The organism is Dendronalium phyllosphericum CENA369, from assembly GCF_016056275.1.
Lineage (GTDB): Bacteria > Cyanobacteriota > Cyanobacteriia > Cyanobacteriales > Nostocaceae > Dendronalium > Dendronalium phyllosphericum.
This window is the reverse complement of sequence record NZ_JAECZA010000289.1, coordinates 107,377-123,344: the sequence shown is the minus strand read 5'-3', so window position 1 is coordinate 123,344 and position 15,968 is coordinate 107,377. Positions and strand designations below refer to the sequence as shown.

At 40.9% G+C, this 15,968-nt stretch carries 15 protein-coding genes; 8 read left to right on the top strand and 7 right to left on the bottom strand.

The window, feature by feature from the left end; all coding sequences use genetic code 11:
* Positions 1-62 precede the first annotated feature (62 nt).
* From I8752_RS32265 to I8752_RS32255, 3 genes are all read right to left on the bottom strand, one after another.
* On the bottom strand, positions 63-1,460 hold the full coding sequence (locus tag I8752_RS32265) for a polysaccharide biosynthesis/export family protein (protein ID WP_214436249.1): 1,398 nt from the start codon (positions 1,458-1,460) through the stop codon (positions 63-65).
* 185 nt (positions 1,461-1,645) lie between these two features.
* Complete coding sequence (locus I8752_RS32260) at positions 1,646-2,386, bottom strand: cyanoexosortase B system-associated protein (RefSeq protein WP_214436248.1); 741 nt, start codon at positions 2,384-2,386, stop codon at positions 1,646-1,648.
* Between the two features lie 56 nt (positions 2,387-2,442).
* Positions 2,443-2,643, bottom strand: coding sequence for a hypothetical protein (locus tag I8752_RS32255; RefSeq protein WP_214436247.1), 201 nt, complete (start codon positions 2,641-2,643; stop codon positions 2,443-2,445).
* Between the two features lie 522 nt (positions 2,644-3,165).
* On the opposite strand from I8752_RS32255, the gene I8752_RS32250 reads away from it, so the two are divergent.
* The 7 genes from I8752_RS32250 (at position 3,166) to I8752_RS32220 (ending at position 9,223) form a co-directional block, all read left to right on the top strand.
* A complete protein-coding gene (locus I8752_RS32250) occupies positions 3,166-3,333 on the top strand; it encodes an NblA/ycf18 family protein (RefSeq protein WP_214436246.1) in 168 nt (55 codons plus the stop codon).
* Positions 3,334-3,727: 394 nt separating this feature from the next.
* A complete protein-coding gene (locus I8752_RS32245; RefSeq protein WP_214436245.1) occupies positions 3,728-4,285 on the top strand; it encodes a globin family protein in 558 nt (185 codons plus the stop codon).
* Between the two features lie 95 nt (positions 4,286-4,380).
* Positions 4,381-4,875, top strand: a complete 495-nt coding sequence (locus I8752_RS32240) for a globin family protein (RefSeq protein WP_214436244.1) — start codon at positions 4,381-4,383, stop codon at positions 4,873-4,875.
* A gap of 235 nt (positions 4,876-5,110) precedes the next feature.
* The gene (locus I8752_RS32235) at positions 5,111-6,385 is read left to right on the top strand and encodes a HEAT repeat domain-containing protein (protein WP_214436243.1); all 1,275 of its coding nucleotides are present in this window, start codon (positions 5,111-5,113) and stop codon (positions 6,383-6,385) included.
* A gap of 20 nt (positions 6,386-6,405) precedes the next feature.
* Positions 6,406-7,020 (top strand): HEAT repeat domain-containing protein, encoded by a 615-nt coding sequence (locus tag I8752_RS32230; protein ID WP_214436242.1) that lies wholly within the window; start codon positions 6,406-6,408, stop codon positions 7,018-7,020.
* 181 nt (positions 7,021-7,201) lie between these two features.
* Positions 7,202-7,756, top strand: a complete 555-nt coding sequence (locus tag I8752_RS32225; RefSeq protein WP_214436241.1) for a methanogen output domain 1-containing protein — start codon at positions 7,202-7,204, stop codon at positions 7,754-7,756.
* A gap of 69 nt (positions 7,757-7,825) precedes the next feature.
* Entirely contained in the window at positions 7,826-9,223 is a 1,398-nt protein-coding gene (locus I8752_RS32220; protein ID WP_214436240.1) for a PAS domain-containing sensor histidine kinase, read from the top strand.
* Between the two features lie 92 nt (positions 9,224-9,315).
* Here the strand turns inward: I8752_RS32220 and I8752_RS32215 are convergent, their stop codons facing one another.
* From I8752_RS32215 to I8752_RS32205, 3 genes are all read right to left on the bottom strand, one after another.
* Positions 9,316-10,557, bottom strand: coding sequence for a glycoside hydrolase family 10 protein (locus I8752_RS32215; protein WP_214436239.1), 1,242 nt, complete (start codon positions 10,555-10,557; stop codon positions 9,316-9,318).
* A 158-nt stretch (positions 10,558-10,715) separates the two neighbouring features.
* A complete protein-coding gene (gene glcD, locus I8752_RS32210) occupies positions 10,716-12,188 on the bottom strand; it encodes a glycolate oxidase subunit GlcD (RefSeq protein WP_214436238.1) in 1,473 nt (490 codons plus the stop codon).
* A 168-nt stretch (positions 12,189-12,356) separates the two neighbouring features.
* Complete coding sequence (locus I8752_RS32205) at positions 12,357-14,096, bottom strand: WG repeat-containing protein (RefSeq protein ID WP_214436237.1); 1,740 nt, start codon at positions 14,094-14,096, stop codon at positions 12,357-12,359.
* Between the two features lie 129 nt (positions 14,097-14,225).
* Here I8752_RS32205 and I8752_RS32200 point away from each other — a divergent pair, with 129 nt between their 5' ends.
* A complete protein-coding gene (locus I8752_RS32200) occupies positions 14,226-14,954 on the top strand; it encodes a Uma2 family endonuclease (RefSeq protein WP_214436236.1) in 729 nt (242 codons plus the stop codon).
* Here the strand turns inward: I8752_RS32200 and miaA are convergent.
* A complete protein-coding gene (gene miaA, locus I8752_RS32195) occupies positions 14,947-15,864 on the bottom strand; it encodes a tRNA (adenosine(37)-N6)-dimethylallyltransferase MiaA (RefSeq protein ID WP_214436235.1) in 918 nt (305 codons plus the stop codon). The two genes, I8752_RS32200 and miaA, sit on opposite strands and share 8 nt — an antisense overlap.
* Positions 15,865-15,968 lie beyond the last annotated feature (104 nt).

The window sequence follows — 15,968 nt, the reverse complement described above, 5'->3', positions numbered from 1 at the left end:
GTTGTTATTATTCTTCTCCTGCCTCCTCTACTTCTTTATCTTTCCCTGCTCTGTTGTCTTTCCTACCTCTTTCCACCAAAGTAGTCAAAGAAGTTGATAAAGCTTTCGACATCGAAGAAAGGCCGAGTAATAGTACCTAAGAGATTAGTAATTCTAGTAATCAGGTTTCGACCAACAACAATAACATCATTATCTTGGAGTGCTATGTTTTGAGTCGCATCACCTGAAAGAGCTTTTTTGGCATCTAGTTTCTGAGTAACGGCTCGACCTCGTTCGGGATCGAAGCGAACTAGAGAAATATTCCGGAGGTTGGCAGCATCTAAATTAATTCCTCCTAAAGCATCTACGAAAGTACTACCATTTGGCAACGCTTGCACAATAATTCCGCCCGCAGCATAATTTAAAACTCGGACTTTAATCTGTGGTATTGCCAAGGACGAACGCGCTACTAGATTTCGGTCATAATTGTCGTCAGTACCGACTTCCCGACGCGGTACAACTATTGCATCGCCGTCTTGCAGGCGTAAATTAGGCTGCGAATTGCCATTTTGCAATGCTGTATATAGGTCAAGATTTTGTGAAATTACAGAACCGTCCAGCAACTTCCGCCGCACTTGTACTTGCCGCAAATCTGCGGACATTGTAGAACCACCAGCTGAAAATAAAGCATCAGCAACGCGGGGTGTTGTCGAGGCAACAGGATAAATTCCTGGTCGAGATACTTCTCCAGTAATCGTCACTTGAACTGGTCGTGGCGACACCAGCGATACCGATAACATCGGCTCGACCATGACGCTACTTAAACTCAAGCGAATTTTTTCTTGTGCTTCTTCCAAACTCAAGCCTTTTATAGATACTGTTCCCACTTGCGGCACAACAATATTGCCTTCTGGATTAATTTGGGCTTGAAAACTCAAATCTGGGCGCTGCCCTGTGAGAGATAAAACTATTACAGGATCGATAACATAACGATTGAGCAACAAGCGAATTTTTTCTTGTGCTGCCTGCAAAGTTAAACCTTGTAGCGAAACTGTACCGAGTAGTGGTGCAGTAATGTTACCTTCTGGATTAATTTGAGATTGAAAACTCAAATCTGGAAAGCGTTGAACTGTGACGGAGATAATATCTGCTGCACCTAAACGGTAAGCACCAGTAGGGCGTTGAAATACAACACTAATAACATCTCCCGACCCTAAAAGGTAGCGATTGAATTGAGGAGATTCTTCATTGGTATTTGAAGGTACAACCTCGTTACTTGCTGGCGGTGAAGGTATTCGCCCTGGAGATTGCTCTGGGAAAGCACTTGGCGGAAATGAAGCAGGTTGTTGTGGCGATCCTGGAGATGGTAAAGCTTGAGCAACAACAGTTTGGCTAGTAGCTGTTAAGAAAACACCTACCTGAAAACTGAGAAAACACAGGGCGCTGAATACACGCAGATGAAAACTGGAAACTATCAACATTAGTACAGTAAAGCTGAATTCAGAATTGGGCCCGCAGAATCGTTATTCTACTTTGGAAGTATCTTGAATGTCTATTTTTATTGTGCCGCTTTTAACTTTGCACTTAAGATGAAGTAAACTTTCAACTGATAGAGCAAATTTGCGATCGCGAGAATATAGGATATTTTTTGATATTTCCGACATTTTTAAGGCACTTGTGAAGTGTTTGCTAAAGGACCTGCCATTAATGTAGCTTGTACAGTTTCACCAAGAGACTGGGCTAAAGGCCAAGCTGTTTCCACTTGCCCTAAAGGTTCAATCGGAATGAGAATACTCACAGCCACCCAAGGAGTGCGACGCTTATGCCATTGTGCTATTTGATCTGCTAAGAACCAATGTATTGGTGATGTATCTCCTCCATCTGGCAATGCATACCATTGCAAAGCAGCAAAGGTTTCCTGTTGTGTGGAAACGCGAAAAAACCTAGCTTTAACTCTAGCTTCAATATTTGACCCCGCAGCCGGATATTTAATAGTCAATTTAGCAGAACGATATTGAGCTATATCCCATTGTCCCCAGCGAGACTTTCCCCAACCGTTAACCTCAGTCCACTCTACCTCTGGTTGATCCATCGGCCCGTTTTGTGGCAACAAAAGCAGTATTGCTTGGGTTTGCGAATCTGCTTTCTTAAGTATTTGTAACGACCATTTATGTTCGCCGATTGATTGTTCTGTTTGTTCAACAGTTTGCCAACCAGAAAGCGTTAATCCTGCTTTTCGTATCTGTTTCAATTCCTTAAGGTTTACTACAGGCGGCGGTTGCTTCCATTGCCAGCGTCCTGTTAAGTATCCGGGAACTCCTCCGATTACCAACAGTAGTAGCAATAACAAAAGCACTGCTACATAAGTCCATTGCTTTTCCTTGAGAAACTTAGATAAGGAAATCATTAGTAAAAATTGCAATATTTACGCAAAATTTTACTTGAAAGAATAACACCCTGAGTTCAGTAATATTGACAATTTACCCTGATAGTACATGTTTTGGCACAGGGAACTGGAGGGAGAGAGGATAGATTTTCAGCCTCGCCGCCAAGCATGACCATCCAAAGTGTGGAAAGAGCGATCGCTAACCACAAACGCTCGGCACGTTGTGAGTCAAGCAAACGGGTATTATGCCACTGCCAGCCATCAGATTTAACACGCATTCAGTAGAAGGACGTAAGCCGTACCAAAGTGACGTACCGATGAGGCTTTTTCTTGATTCACTCTGGCGATGAATTGCGATACTTTACTCAAGCTACTTGATTTAGGCATTACCATGCCAAAACTTCATGTCGCCAGCCCCACCACTTGGGGGATCGACAGATGTGGCTTCTTCTTTGATACTATGCGTGTCCACTGTTTGAGATACTCATTTTTTAGCATTTGAGTCTTATCCACACCCCGGTTTTCTACTTTTATTTTCTGACTCACAGACTGAATACTCACATCTTTGTAAAAAACCTACACCTGTCAGGCTTCCCCCGCTCCCTACTCCTTGAGACACTCTCATAATCCATCATCTTCTAGATGCGATCTCTGAATACTACTTGTATAAATTTAATTAGTTAGGTGCTTTTATTCGGAAACGTCTAAAAGAGTCTACTTGTCAAGTAGGTGTTACTTTTGTTAACCTAAATCTAGGAAGATGAAAGAAGCATTATTGCAAAAAGCCGGAGGTAAAAACTATGGATATGCCAACAGGACTTAGCTTAGAGCAAAAATTTAACCTCAAAGTGTACGAAGAGCAGGTTAAGGGGTTAAGCCAAGAGCAATCTCAGACGTTTCTTCTAGAGGTTTTGCGACAACTGATGATCAAAGAAAACGTCATTAAGCATTTGCTCAAACAAGTTTAGCCATGTTTTTTTTGATAGGCGCAATCTACCCTTGTTGTGCTAATCCCTGGTCTTGAATTATTTATAGAGGTTTTTGATTGTCTGTAATCTGTTCCCACTTAGGGAGTTAATCGATTTGAGATTAGGGATTTTGAGATGAGAGAAAAAATCTGAAACTTCAAATCGAAAGTAGTTAAAGTTGCTGGCTTGCTTAAGTTAGCCGTATTTCATTTATGTAGAAATCGTTATTTTTATTGCCCCCAATCAGGAAAGTCTGATTGGGGGTTGTTTGATGAATGTTAAGGATTGTTGCTTTGTTTCTCATAACTGAGACTGAGATACCCGTCATCTTTTATGTTCTATATGTCTTGTCCAACGACAGGCGATATCCTGATTTACTAACAAGGAGAGCTCAATGGTTCTTGATGCTTTTTCTAGAGCTGTAGTCGCAGCAGACGCAAGCACTACCACCGTCGGCACCAGCGGAATTGGAGAACTGAAGAAGTTTATTGCTGAAGGTAACAAGCGCTTGGATGCTGTTAACGCGATCGCTAGCAACGCTAGCTGTATCGTTTCTGACGCAGTAGCTGGTATCGTTTGCGAAAACCAAGGTTTGATCCAAGCTGGTGGTAACTGCTATCCTAACCGTCGCATGGCTGCTTGCTTGCGTGATGGTGAAATCCTCCTTCGCTACATTACTTATGCGTTGCTTTCTGGTGATGCTTCCGTTCTCGACGATCGTGCTTTGAACGGCTTGAAAGAAACCTATGCTGCTTTGGGCGTACCCACCACCTCCAGCGTGCGTGCCGTTCAAATCATGAAAGCTAGTTCTCTTGCTCACATCAATGACACCAACACCGAAGCTAACGGTGGTAAGAGATTCCGTAAAATGGGTTCTCCCCAAGGTGACTGCTCTGCATTGACCTCTGAAGCAGCTAGCTACTTCGATCGCGTTATTTCAGCTTTGAGCTAGTCTTCAATAGACTTAAGAGTTAGAAACTTCAACTCCAACTCAAGCTTCAAAACAATTACCAAGACTTCTGATAACATCCATTGGGAGATATAAGCATGAAATCAGTTCTTACCACCGTGATTGGAGCTGCTGATGCAGCTGGTCGTTTTCCTACTAGCTCCGACCTAGAGTCAGTTCAAGGTAGCATTCAGCGTGCAGCTGCTCGTCTAGAAGCTGCTGAAAAGCTAGCTAACAATCTTGATGCAGTTGCTAAAGAAGCTTACGATGCTTCTATCAAGAAGTATCCTTACCTGAACAATTCTGGTGAAGCTAATTCCAGTCAGGTTTTCAAAGATAAGTGCCTGCGTGATGTCAAGCACTACTTGCGCCTGATCCAATACAGCTTAGTAGTTGGTGGTACAGGTCCATTGGATGAGTGGGGTATTGCTGGTCAGCGCGAAGTATATCGTGCTTTAGGCTTGCCAACTGCTCCTTACGTTGAAGCATTGACATTTGCTCGTAATCGCGGTTGCGCTCCTCGTGACTTGTCTGCTCAAGCACTGGTTGAGTACAATGCTCTTCTCGACTACGCAATCAACTCTTTGTCATAGTCAAATTGCCATACTTGTAAGTTTGTGACAGGGTAAAATTACCCTACAAGCCTGAGGACTCTTGGCGTGTTGCTTTACCTAGTAAGGTTGAGTACTGGCAAAGAATCCCCAGGCTTGTTTTTGTGTAGAAATAGGAGTGTAAGGATGTAAGGTGTAGAAAAAAATAATCTTCACTTACATTGTTAATATCCCCTTACTTTCACCTATACCCCTGCACCCCTACACCATTAATTTTATGGATAAACGCTTTTTTAATATTTTTAATCTCACAGAAGACCAAGCTATTGCTATTTTAGATACGCCTCAAGACCAAGTAAATGAGGATGATTCCCGCTACATCGCCGCTTCTCATTTAGTAAACTTTCCAACAGAGCGCTCAATTAATGCCCTGATGCGAGCAGTACAAAAAACCGAACCTTCATTAGATAACCGCATCGTGCGACGAAAGTCGGTAGAGAGTTTAGGGCGACTACAAGCGACGCAAGCTTTACCCGTAATTCGCACCTGTCTGGCAGATGAAGACTGCTACACCGTGGAAAATGCAGTTTGGGCGATCGCAGAAATCGGTACTCAAGACTCAGATATTCTTGAAGAAGTTGCTCAACTGCTGGACAAGCCAGGGCAAACCTATCGTGTGATTATTCACACCTTAACAAAGTTAGACTACAAACCAGCTTTAGAAAGAATTCGCAAATTTGTAGATGCCGATGACGCACCTACAGCAAGTGCAGCGATCGCAGCAGTCTGTCGTTTTACGAGAGACTATACCCATATGGCGAAAGTAGTGGCAATGTTGCAACACCCAAACGTGCTTGCTCGTCGGCTGTCCATCCAAGATTTGATCGATGCCAAATACTACGACGCTATTCCCAACATTGCCCGATGTCCGGTATCCCTTGTCTTTCGGTTGCGGGGGATAAGGATGTTAGCAGATATTGGAGTTCCTGAAGGAGCGATTGCCTTTGCAGATATTCAACCTTATTTAGAGCAAACATTGCGCGACCATCCCAGCGATTTGGATTTAGTGCATGTCTACGACCAACCCCCCGCCTTACCATTTCTCGTGCGGCAATTATATGAAACAGACTTTGGTCGCTGTTATCTAGCAACCAAGACTATTCTCGAACAGCATTCAGATGCCGCACCAGCCGCACTCTTTGCTACCTATGCAGAAGAAGCTAACAACGATTATGGGGCACATTTCCACGTTATGAAGCTGTTCGGCTGGCTCAAACATGCCCCCGCCTACGATTTGCTCGTTGAAGCATTACATAACCCTCAACCACAGTATCAGAAATCTCGAACAGCAGCAGCGATCGCTTTGGCTGAAATTTGCGACCAAAGGGCCATTCCCGAACTGAAAAAAAACCTAGAAACAAAAATTTGGGATTTAAAATATGCCACATTAATGGCATTAGAGAAACTCGGCGATACCAGCGCTCGCGAAATCGCTGTCAACGACCAAGACTGGTTAATTCGTGCAAAAGCCCATTCAATTTTTAGTTTTTAATTTTTCATTTTTAATTACTCATGACTCAAGACCATCTTTTTCAACAACTAAAACATCCCAATCCTCACTTACGGGAACGAGCTTCGCTAGAACTCGCAGAAACCCTCGATGAAACTACCATTCCTCGACTGATAGATATTTTAGGAGAGGAAGACGTTACCTATCGGCGGGCAGCTGTTAAAGCATTGGGTATTATCGGCCCAGATGCTACCCTGCCATTGGTTGAGCTATTGTTGAGCAGTAATAATGTCACCATTCAAAGCAGTTGTGCCAAAGGTCTAACTCAAATCGCTGTCAACTATCCAGACGTTACCTTTCCTGACGAAGCTTTGCAAGGATTAAAGACTGCACTCAATGACCCCAATCCCGTTGTTGGTCTGACATCCGTCATGGCTCTGGGTGAGATTGGTATTTCCGGTCAAGACATTTTAATAGAAACTCTAGAGACAACAGATAACGTAGCGCTGGCAGTAGCGATCGTCAATGCCCTCGCTACCATTGGCGATAGTCGGGGAGCAGAGATACTCACGGCACTTGTTAATGATGAGTCTGCCGACTCCTATGTACGCGAATCAGCCACAAGTGCATTATCCCGGTTAGATTTAGTCAAAAATAATACTAGGCTAGCACCGTAAAATTACGTTTTTAAAACAGAATTCAGGAGTCATAAGCTAGAATTCAGGATGAAATTGATTCTGAATTCTTCTTCATAATTGCTTTTCGCTGGGCTGTAATAGTTAAACGGTAAAGTAGTTATTTTAGCAATATCTTGGGGAATTCTAAGACTGTAGTTTCAAAACTGCATTAGCATAATTTATGAATAATTCCCTGAAGAACTCAATAGACGCTCTAGATATACCTTTGGAGCGAGATATTTTCTTACGCACATTAATCCGCGAATTATCTGGGACTTTACAGCAAGTAATTGGACTAGAAGAAGCTTCTGGATTTATTAGTGTAGTTGGGGAAAGAATGGGTAGGCAGATCGACCAAGATTATAAGTCTGCTTTAGAAGTTTCCCATCTTTCCTCCGAGCAAGTTGCCGCTGTTTTGGTCGATTTGAAAAGACGAATTCAAGGCAACTTTTACGTTATTGAGCAAAACGAAGAAAAAATTGTCTTTGGAAATCGTACTTGCCCCTTTGGCGAAAAAGTAAACGATCGCCCTGCTATGTGTATGATGACCTCAAACGTTTTTGGCACGATCGCAGCTAATAATCTTGGATATGCCAAAGTAGAATTGCAAGAAACCATAGCAGAAGGTGCTGCTGGATGCAGAGTAGTTGTTTATCTCAAACTTACAGAAGAATCAGAAGATGCAGAAGGTCGAGAATACTTTCAAGGACTAGAAGCACAGCAAAAGATTAAGTAATAAATATACTTAATCTTTTGACTTCGTGGCGTTTTGCAAATTATAAATAAACTCTCAAATTAGAAACCTATGACTCCCGAACAGTTTCTTGAATTTGCCAGAGTTTTACCAGAACCTTTACTGATGGTGAACAGTGATGGTCAGCTATTAGCTGGCAATCAACCAGCAGCTACTTTATTGGGATTAGGCCGTCAGGAATTGAAACAAAGAATGCTTTTTGATTTGGTTACTGAACCTACTAACGATCTAGTCAAGTATTTGCAAGCTTGTTCGATCAGTAGAGCAATGGTTATTGGCACTCTGACTATACGTAAAAATGATGGGCAAACGTTAGTATGTCGTAGCCAGGGCGCAGTCATTCAACCATTGTCTCCTGAGTCATCAGCTTTGATTCTCCTACGTTTGGAAAATCGCGCGATCGCTAGTAGTAATTTTGTACTTTTGAATAAAAAACTAGATGAATTATCCAAAGAAATTCAAAAACGCAAACAAGCAGAAACAGCCCTCTCAAAAGCGAACGAAGAATTAGAAATTCGTGTCCAGGAACGTACAAAAGCTTTAACAGAAACATTAAATGAATTACAACTTACCCAAGCTCAACTGATCCAAGCTGAGAAAATGTCTAGTTTGGGTCAGATGGTTGCTGGTATTGCTCATGAAGTTAATAATGCCATTAACTTTGTTTATGGTAATCTTTACTATGCTCAAAAGTATCTTGAAGAATTATTAGAACTAATAAAACTTTATCAAAATCATTTACCTAACAATCCTCCAGAAATTAAAAATAAAATTGAAGTCATGGATTTTGATTTTATTATCCAAGACTGCGATCGCATCTTTGAATCCATGATGACAGGAACAAAGCGCATCCAAGAAATTGTCCTATCACTACGTAATTTTTCTAGATTAGATGAAGCAGATATTAAAGAAGTTGATATTCATCAAGGAATAGATAGTACCTTAATGATATTACAACATCGTTTCCAATCAACAAATGAGCGCCCAGAAATTCAAGTTATTAAAGAGTATAGTTTAATTCCTCAAATAACTTGTTATTCAGGTAAACTTAATCAAGTATTCATGAATATTCTTAATAATGCCATAGATGCACTGGAAGATTCATACAAATACAGATATTCCTCAGCAAACAAGTTCCCAGAATCTAAAAATCAAGAATTAACTATTGAAAGCCTAAAAATTAAAATTAAAACAGAATTATTTGACGAAAAATCGATTAAGATTAGTATTCAAGATAATGGCTTAGGGATTGATGAAAAAGTTAGTTCTAAGTTATTCGATCCCTTTTTTACTACTAAACCTGTTGGTAAAGGTACTGGACTAGGATTATCTATAAGCTATGACATTATCGTGAAAAAACATGGCGGAGAAATTAGCTTTTTATCTACTCTAGAAAAAGGTACAGAATTTGTCATTAAGATTCCGATTAATTGTTTAAACCAATACTGAGTATACAGTAACTATTGCGTTGTACTGCTAAAATTAGCTATAATCCACAGAAATTTAAATCTTAATTTTGTTTTAGCAAAGTATTAATAGCATCAAACCTTTTTTGGTAATAAAGGTCTGATAGCTTTATTGGCAAACATCTCAAAGAAAACCCGCCGTCGCTGTCGGGGTGATTCGGGTGCAATGTAACCCCACAAACTCTCCCAGTAAAAAAAGGATATGCCAACAAAAGAGCGATCGCGCACTATTTCTACTTGTTCTTGAATTTGAGCAATTTTAACAGGATTACGTAATGTTCCTGTTGAAATACCAATGGCTACGGGAATTTGAGTACGAGCCAATTTTAACGCTGGTCTATCCAATTCAGCGATAAAACCACTTTTATCGTTTCGATATACCTGCAAAATTAACTCGTCTACCAAACCTTTTTTTACCCAACTTTCCCAATCTTGCAAGTAGTATTTATAAGCAAAAGCCTGTGAGTTTGGGGATAGTGATATTTTGGCATTAGATTTTACTGCTTTCACTGATTTGTAGATTTTTGCCATAAAATCAGTAATTTTATTGGCTCGCCAACGCATCCATTCTGAGTCAAACGCATTATTTGGTGGGCTTTTGCCTTGATGTTCTCGGCGGTAGAGGTCGATAGTGAAAGAGTCATAGCCAAACTGTGCTGGCATTCCGAAATGGTCATCAAACTGAACCCCATCTACATCATAATTACTGACAACTTCCACAACTAATTTGAGGATAAAGTTCTGCACCTCTGGATGTAAAGGATTCAGCCAAGCCTGCTTATGTGTCAAGCCATTGTCTACTTCCTCCAAAGGAGTTTCTTTGATAGAATTTATACCTTTTTGCCCCTTAGTTAACCAGTCAGGATAACGCCTTACTAATTCTGAATTAAACGGTGTCATAAAACCGTATTCAAACCAGGGAATGACACTTAAATTTTGAGGTTTAGCAAGATTTACTAGCTTTGTTAAAACATCCTGTCCGCCGTGCATTAAATTCAAAAAAGGTTGAGCATCTGAACCTGTAACAACTTGAGCAACAGCACTCTTGTAAAAAGTATGTCCTCGGTTCCAAACTACAGGATAAACCGTGTTGAAATTAAGTGCCGATAATTGATTGATAGCACGGTCAATTCCCCAAGGTACAAATAGTACACCACTAGCAACATTAGTTAGCCAAACACCACGAATTTCTGTTGTAGTTGGTAGGCTTTTTTGTTGGTAATAATCTGAGTGTAAAGGAACAGAAAATGCTGTTAAGCATAATATCAAATCCAAGCACAGCAAGTAGATAAAACCACTTCTAGTCAACCAATTCATTTGTGGGTTTGACTTTATTTTAGAGGAATACTGATTACTACAAAGTGAATTAGCATTCTTCCGGGTTATGTGAAGATATCATCAATTTTTCCGGAGAAAACTGACGCATCACTTCAACAAAAATGTTAACTATTAACAATTAGCGATCGCATCCAAAATTAAAATCTTTCTACTCCTTCAAACTGCTTGGCACTTACAGCACTTGCTGCTTCACCACAAGTACGGGGTGTAGGAAATATTTTCTCAGGATTCGCTAAACCTTGAGGATTAAATACTTGCCTTACCCATTGCATAGTTTCTAGATCGGCAGTACTAAACATTTCTGGCATATAGCATTTTTTATCTGCACCAATACCATGTTCTCCAGAAATGCTACCGCCAACTTTGACACAAAGTTTGAGAATTTGTGCTCCAACTTCTTCTACTTGCTCTAATGCTCCAGGTATGGAGCGATCGTAAAGAATGAGTGGATGAAGATTGCCATCACCAGCATGAAATACATTGGCAATACGATAACCATATTGTTCGCTTAAATTTGAAATTTCGTGAAGAACATATGGTAACTGAGTCCGGGGAATTACACCATCTTGGACGTAATAATCGGGGCTTAAATGTCCAGCCGCAGCAAAAGCAGCTTTACGTCCTTTCCATAATTTCAATCTAGTTTCTGGGTCGCTTGCAGAAGTAACACAACGCGCACCATTCTTTTGACAAATTTCCGTAATTTGCTGCTTATTTACTGCAACTTCGACATTCAAACCATCAATTTCTATTAGTAGAATCGCAGTAGCATCGCGGGGATAACAATTTGTTGCTACAACATCTTCAACAGCGTTAATGCTGAAGTTATCCATCATTTCCATACCGCCGGGAATGATTCCCGCGCTAATAATATCAGAAACAGTTGCCCCAGCAGCTTCAATGCTTGTAAAATCCGCTACTAATACACAAATAGATTCTGCACTTTTAAGAATTCGCAAAGTAATTTCTGTAGCAATACCCAAAGTTCCTTCAGAACCCACAAATATACCTGTTAAGTCATAACCTGGCATTTCCGGGATTTTTCCGCCCAAATCGAGAATTTCTCCTTCTGGCGTAACAATTTTTAATCCCAAAACATGGTTAGTAGTAGCACCATACTTTAGACAATGTACTCCGCCAGAGTTTTCGGCAACATTACCGCCAATAGAGCAGATAATTTGGCTAGAAGGGTCTGGTGCGTAATAAAATCCTGCACCACTGACAGTTTGAGTCACCCAACTATTAATTACCCCAGGTTGCACGACAATGCGCTGATTATCCAAATCAACGTTGAGGATTTGCCGCATCAATGAAGTGACAATTAAAACAGAATCTTCAGTTGGCAAAGCACCACCCGATAGACCAGTGCCAGAGCCGCGTGCTATGAAAGGGACAGAGTATTGGTTGCATATCTTCACCGCCTCAGCCACTTGTTCTGTGGTTCTTGGTAGTAATACCACAGCCGGACGTTGGCGATAGCTAGTTAAACCATCGCACTCGTAAGTGATAAGTTCCTCACGGCGTTGCACCACACCGTTTTTACCAAGCACAGCCTCGAATGCTTTGATAATCGGTTTCCAATGACGTTGTTTTTTATCTTCAGTAAGCATAGTTTTTATAGTTAAAGGTAGATGTTGCAGGCTGGTTGCTATAGCTGTAATTACTATTGTTGCAAGAATAGCAGTTTAGTGTAAATGAAGGGCGATCGCTCCTATCTTCTGCATTCAGTTTAAGGGGTGGATGAGGGGCGAGGGAGCTTTACAAGTTATAATTGGCGCTCACAACACTTGACAAATAAACCTTCCTGTCTTGTCTATATAACGCTCCTGGTTACCAATATTGACCATTGCAAGTCCATCAGAAAAGTCATCAGCATCATCAAACTGGGCTGAGATAACTAGCTGACCTGTTTTGTCAATATAACCCCACTTACGATTAATCTTGACTTTTGCAAGTCCATCAGAAAAGTCATCAGCATTATCAAACTGGGCTGAGATGACTAGCTGCCCTGTTTTGTCAATATAATTCCACTTCCGATTAATCTTGACTCTTGCAAGTTCTTCAAAAAAATCTCCAGCATCATCAAACTGGAGCTGAATAACTAGCTGTCCAATCTTATCGATATAGCCAAATTTCTTGCTTATCATGACTCGTGCCAGCCCTTCAGAAAATATGCCAACACCATCAAACTGGGGTTGAATAACTAGCTGTCCACTCTTGCCAATATAGCCAAATTTCCTGTTTATCTTGACTCGTGCCAGCCCTTCGGTAAATCCCCAAATTTCTTCAAATTCGGACTCGATCACCGTTTGTCCACTCTTGCCAATATGGCACAACTTATCGCCGATTTTGACTCGTGCTAGCCCTTCAGAAAAGTCCTCAGCATCATCAAACTGGGGTGGGATAACTATTCTTCCACTCTTGACAATATAAGCAAATTTTTCGCCAATTTTGACTCGTGCTAATCCCTCATAAAAGTACCAAGCATCGTCGAATTGCGGTGGAATAACTAGCTGCCCTATTCTGTCAATATAGCCAAATTTGCTGCCAATCTTGACTATTGCCAGATTATTAAAAAAGCTCCAAGCATCATCAAACTGGGCTGGGATGATTACCCGTCCCGTTTGGTCGATATAACCATATTTATTAACTATTTTGATTGGCTTAGGTGAAATGACAAGAGATGATGAAACTAAGCTAGCCTGTTTTAAAGCTTGCAACGCCTCACATGCATCTGAATAGCGTTGGTGAGAACTATATCGCACCATTTTAGTCAAAATCTCTATCAGTGGGTTGCTTGCTTGAGCTTTTTCTTGCCAAACAACTTCTAATGTATCCGGATCTATTCGTAATTCCTGCGGTGATACTCCAGTTAAAGCTTGAATTGCCGTCATCCCCAGCGCATAAATATCACTACATAACTTGGGATGACCATGAAACTGTTCACTTGGCATATAGCCGCGAGTACCAATTGGAATTGTGCTGCTTATTTTCCCTTGGGCATTCACGCCCAAAGCACTAATTTCTTTAACTATCCCAAAGTCTATTAAAACAAGCTTATTATCAGAATACCGCCGCATTAAATTTAATGGTTTAATATCTCGGTGAATCACATTTTTTTCATGGACAAAAGTTAGCACCTCTAAAATTTCTTGTAAAAGTTGAATTACATGAGCTTCACTCCACGGTTTACCTGAAATGATTTCGTTACTCAGATCGTGCCCTTCTATAAATTCCTGGACAAGATAAAATTCTTTGTTTTCCTCGAAAAAGTCATACAATTCTGGAATTTGGGGATTGTCTTTACCTAATTTGAACAGAATGGCTGCTTCTTTCTTAAACCTTTCTTCTGTATCTAAGTCTGGCGTTGGGGGTCTGATCAGCCGCTTGACAACACATTTATACTTGGGGCTGACGGGTAAATTCTCTGGGTATTCAGCCAAATAGGTTTCCCCAAATCCACCAGATCCCAATTTATTGATAATTTTGTAACGCCGTTGCAGTATGTATCCAATCATGATACTGATGCTACAAACCCCTTTCTGTAGATTTTGACACAACCTAGCATGTAGCAGCGTCCTTGCTCCTACTTTCATATCCTGAATCAACTAACCTAGAAATAGCGCTCTTAGATAGTGGGTAAAGTCATGGTTGAGCAACTTTTAATCAATGATGATGATTTCTATGTGCCAGATGCCAACCAATTAGTCACCGAAGATGATACGCCTGTGGACAATTTTGCATCTGCCAAACAACAACGTCTCTTAGTTGGCTCTCTTTATAGTTCTATACAGCAACAAACTTTTTTAGCTGAAGCTAACGTAGGTATTTACTATACTGACCTTCAGCCCCCCATTGTACCCGATGTTTTTCTCAGCTTAGATGTCCAACTACCTCAAAATTGGTGGGAAAAGCAAAATCGTTGTTATATGGTTTGGCGTTTTGGTAAACCTCCAGAAGTTGTCATCGAAATCGTCTCTAACAAAGAAGGTAATGAACTGGAAAAAAAACTAAAAATTTATGAACACATGCGGGCTAGTTACTACATCTTATATGACCCTACTCAGCAACTAGGACAAGTGCTGCGCGTTTATGAACTGAGAGGAAGGCGTTACTTTGAAACTTCAGAAAATTGGTTAGAACAAGTTGGTTTAGGTGTAACTTTATGGCAAGGAGAATTTGAAGGTAGACAGGATGTTTGGTTACGCTGGTGCTACCAGGATGGAACTGTTCTCACAACTGGAGATGAACGCGCCGAACAGGAAAGTCAACGTGCTGAACAGGAAAGACAACGTGCTGAACAAGCTGAACAACGGGCCCAATTACTAGCAGAAAGACTACGAGGATTGGGGGTCGATCCCGATACTCTCAGTTAGAATTGTCGAGGAAGTTTTGTACGCGTTGCCAAACTTTCTCTAACAAATTGGGATCGTTGGCATCAAACCATTCAATTTGTGGATATGCACGGAACCAAGTACATTGTCGCTTGGCAAATTGTCGTGTATGCAAAACGATTAATTCTTTCGCTTCATCTAAAGAAATATTTCCAGCCAGATATTGCTTGATTTCTTGATATCCCAATGTATTCAATAACGGTAAATCAGCACCGTATTTTTGACAAAGATATTCTACTTCAGCCACTAAGCCATCTGCTATCATTTGCTCAGTACGCTTGTGAATGCGTAGGCGCAACTGTTCAACATCACAATCCAATCCTATTTGGAAAATCGGATAATCGGGTGGATTCTCTCCTTGCTGTTCTGAAATAGGTTTTCCAGTAATATAAAATACTTCTAATGCTCGTAGAGTCCGCACAGAATCGTTGGTATGAATTTTATTTGCGGCAACAGCATCGACTTGTTGTAACATGCTATAGAGTTGAATTTGACCGAGAGATTCGAGCTGCGATCGCAATTCTTGATGCGGTGCAACTCTAGGAATCTTCATCCCTTGGACAATAGAACGGATGTATAAACCAGTACCTCCGACCATTAGCAATGGAGGATGAGAGAATGAGGGGGTAGGGGGAGAATTAATTACAGCTTGTGCTTGTTCTTGGTAATCGGCTACCGTCATTGTCTCTGTTGGAGCGCAGATATCTATTAAATAATGTGGAACTAATTTCTGTTCTGCCAATGTTGGTTTAGCAGTACCAATATTAAACTCACGGTAAACTTGACGGGAATCCGCACTGAGAATTATAGAACCTAGCCGCATAGCCAAATCTAAAGCCAAGCCTGATTTACCCGTCGCCGTCGCACCACAAATCACAATTAATTTAGTCATTAGTAGAGACGCGATTAACCCTTGTCTGTACAGTTGTCACAAGAGCAGAAAGCGGCAGTAGGAAATTATCTTCCTTGTTTCCCTTGTTCGCCCTTCCCAGAACT

Bases quoted from the DNA above. Each gene is read 5' to 3' on its own strand.
- I8752_RS32265 (WP_214436249.1), bottom strand. From the start codon at position 1,460: ATGTTGATAGTTTCCAGTTTTCATCTGCGTGTATTCAGCGCCCTGTGT.
- I8752_RS32260 (WP_214436248.1), bottom strand. From the start codon at position 2,386: ATGATTTCCTTATCTAAGTTTCTCAAGGAAAAGCAATGGACTTATGTA.
- I8752_RS32255 (WP_214436247.1), bottom strand. From the start codon at position 2,643: ATGCGTGTTAAATCTGATGGCTGGCAGTGGCATAATACCCGTTTGCTT.
- I8752_RS32250 (WP_214436246.1), top strand. From the start codon at position 3,166: ATGGATATGCCAACAGGACTTAGCTTAGAGCAAAAATTTAACCTCAAA.
- I8752_RS32245 (WP_214436245.1), top strand. From the start codon at position 3,728: ATGGTTCTTGATGCTTTTTCTAGAGCTGTAGTCGCAGCAGACGCAAGC.
- I8752_RS32240 (WP_214436244.1), top strand. From the start codon at position 4,381: ATGAAATCAGTTCTTACCACCGTGATTGGAGCTGCTGATGCAGCTGGT.
- I8752_RS32235 (WP_214436243.1), top strand. From the start codon at position 5,111: ATGGATAAACGCTTTTTTAATATTTTTAATCTCACAGAAGACCAAGCT.
- I8752_RS32230 (WP_214436242.1), top strand. From the start codon at position 6,406: ATGACTCAAGACCATCTTTTTCAACAACTAAAACATCCCAATCCTCAC.
- I8752_RS32225 (WP_214436241.1), top strand. From the start codon at position 7,202: ATGAATAATTCCCTGAAGAACTCAATAGACGCTCTAGATATACCTTTG.
- I8752_RS32220 (WP_214436240.1), top strand. From the start codon at position 7,826: ATGACTCCCGAACAGTTTCTTGAATTTGCCAGAGTTTTACCAGAACCT.
- I8752_RS32215 (WP_214436239.1), bottom strand. From the start codon at position 10,557: ATGAATTGGTTGACTAGAAGTGGTTTTATCTACTTGCTGTGCTTGGAT.
- glcD (WP_214436238.1), bottom strand. From the start codon at position 12,188: ATGCTTACTGAAGATAAAAAACAACGTCATTGGAAACCGATTATCAAA.
- I8752_RS32205 (WP_214436237.1), bottom strand. From the start codon at position 14,096: ATGATTGGATACATACTGCAACGGCGTTACAAAATTATCAATAAATTG.
- I8752_RS32200 (WP_214436236.1), top strand. From the start codon at position 14,226: ATGGTTGAGCAACTTTTAATCAATGATGATGATTTCTATGTGCCAGAT.
- miaA (WP_214436235.1), bottom strand. From the start codon at position 15,864: ATGACTAAATTAATTGTGATTTGTGGTGCGACGGCGACGGGTAAATCA.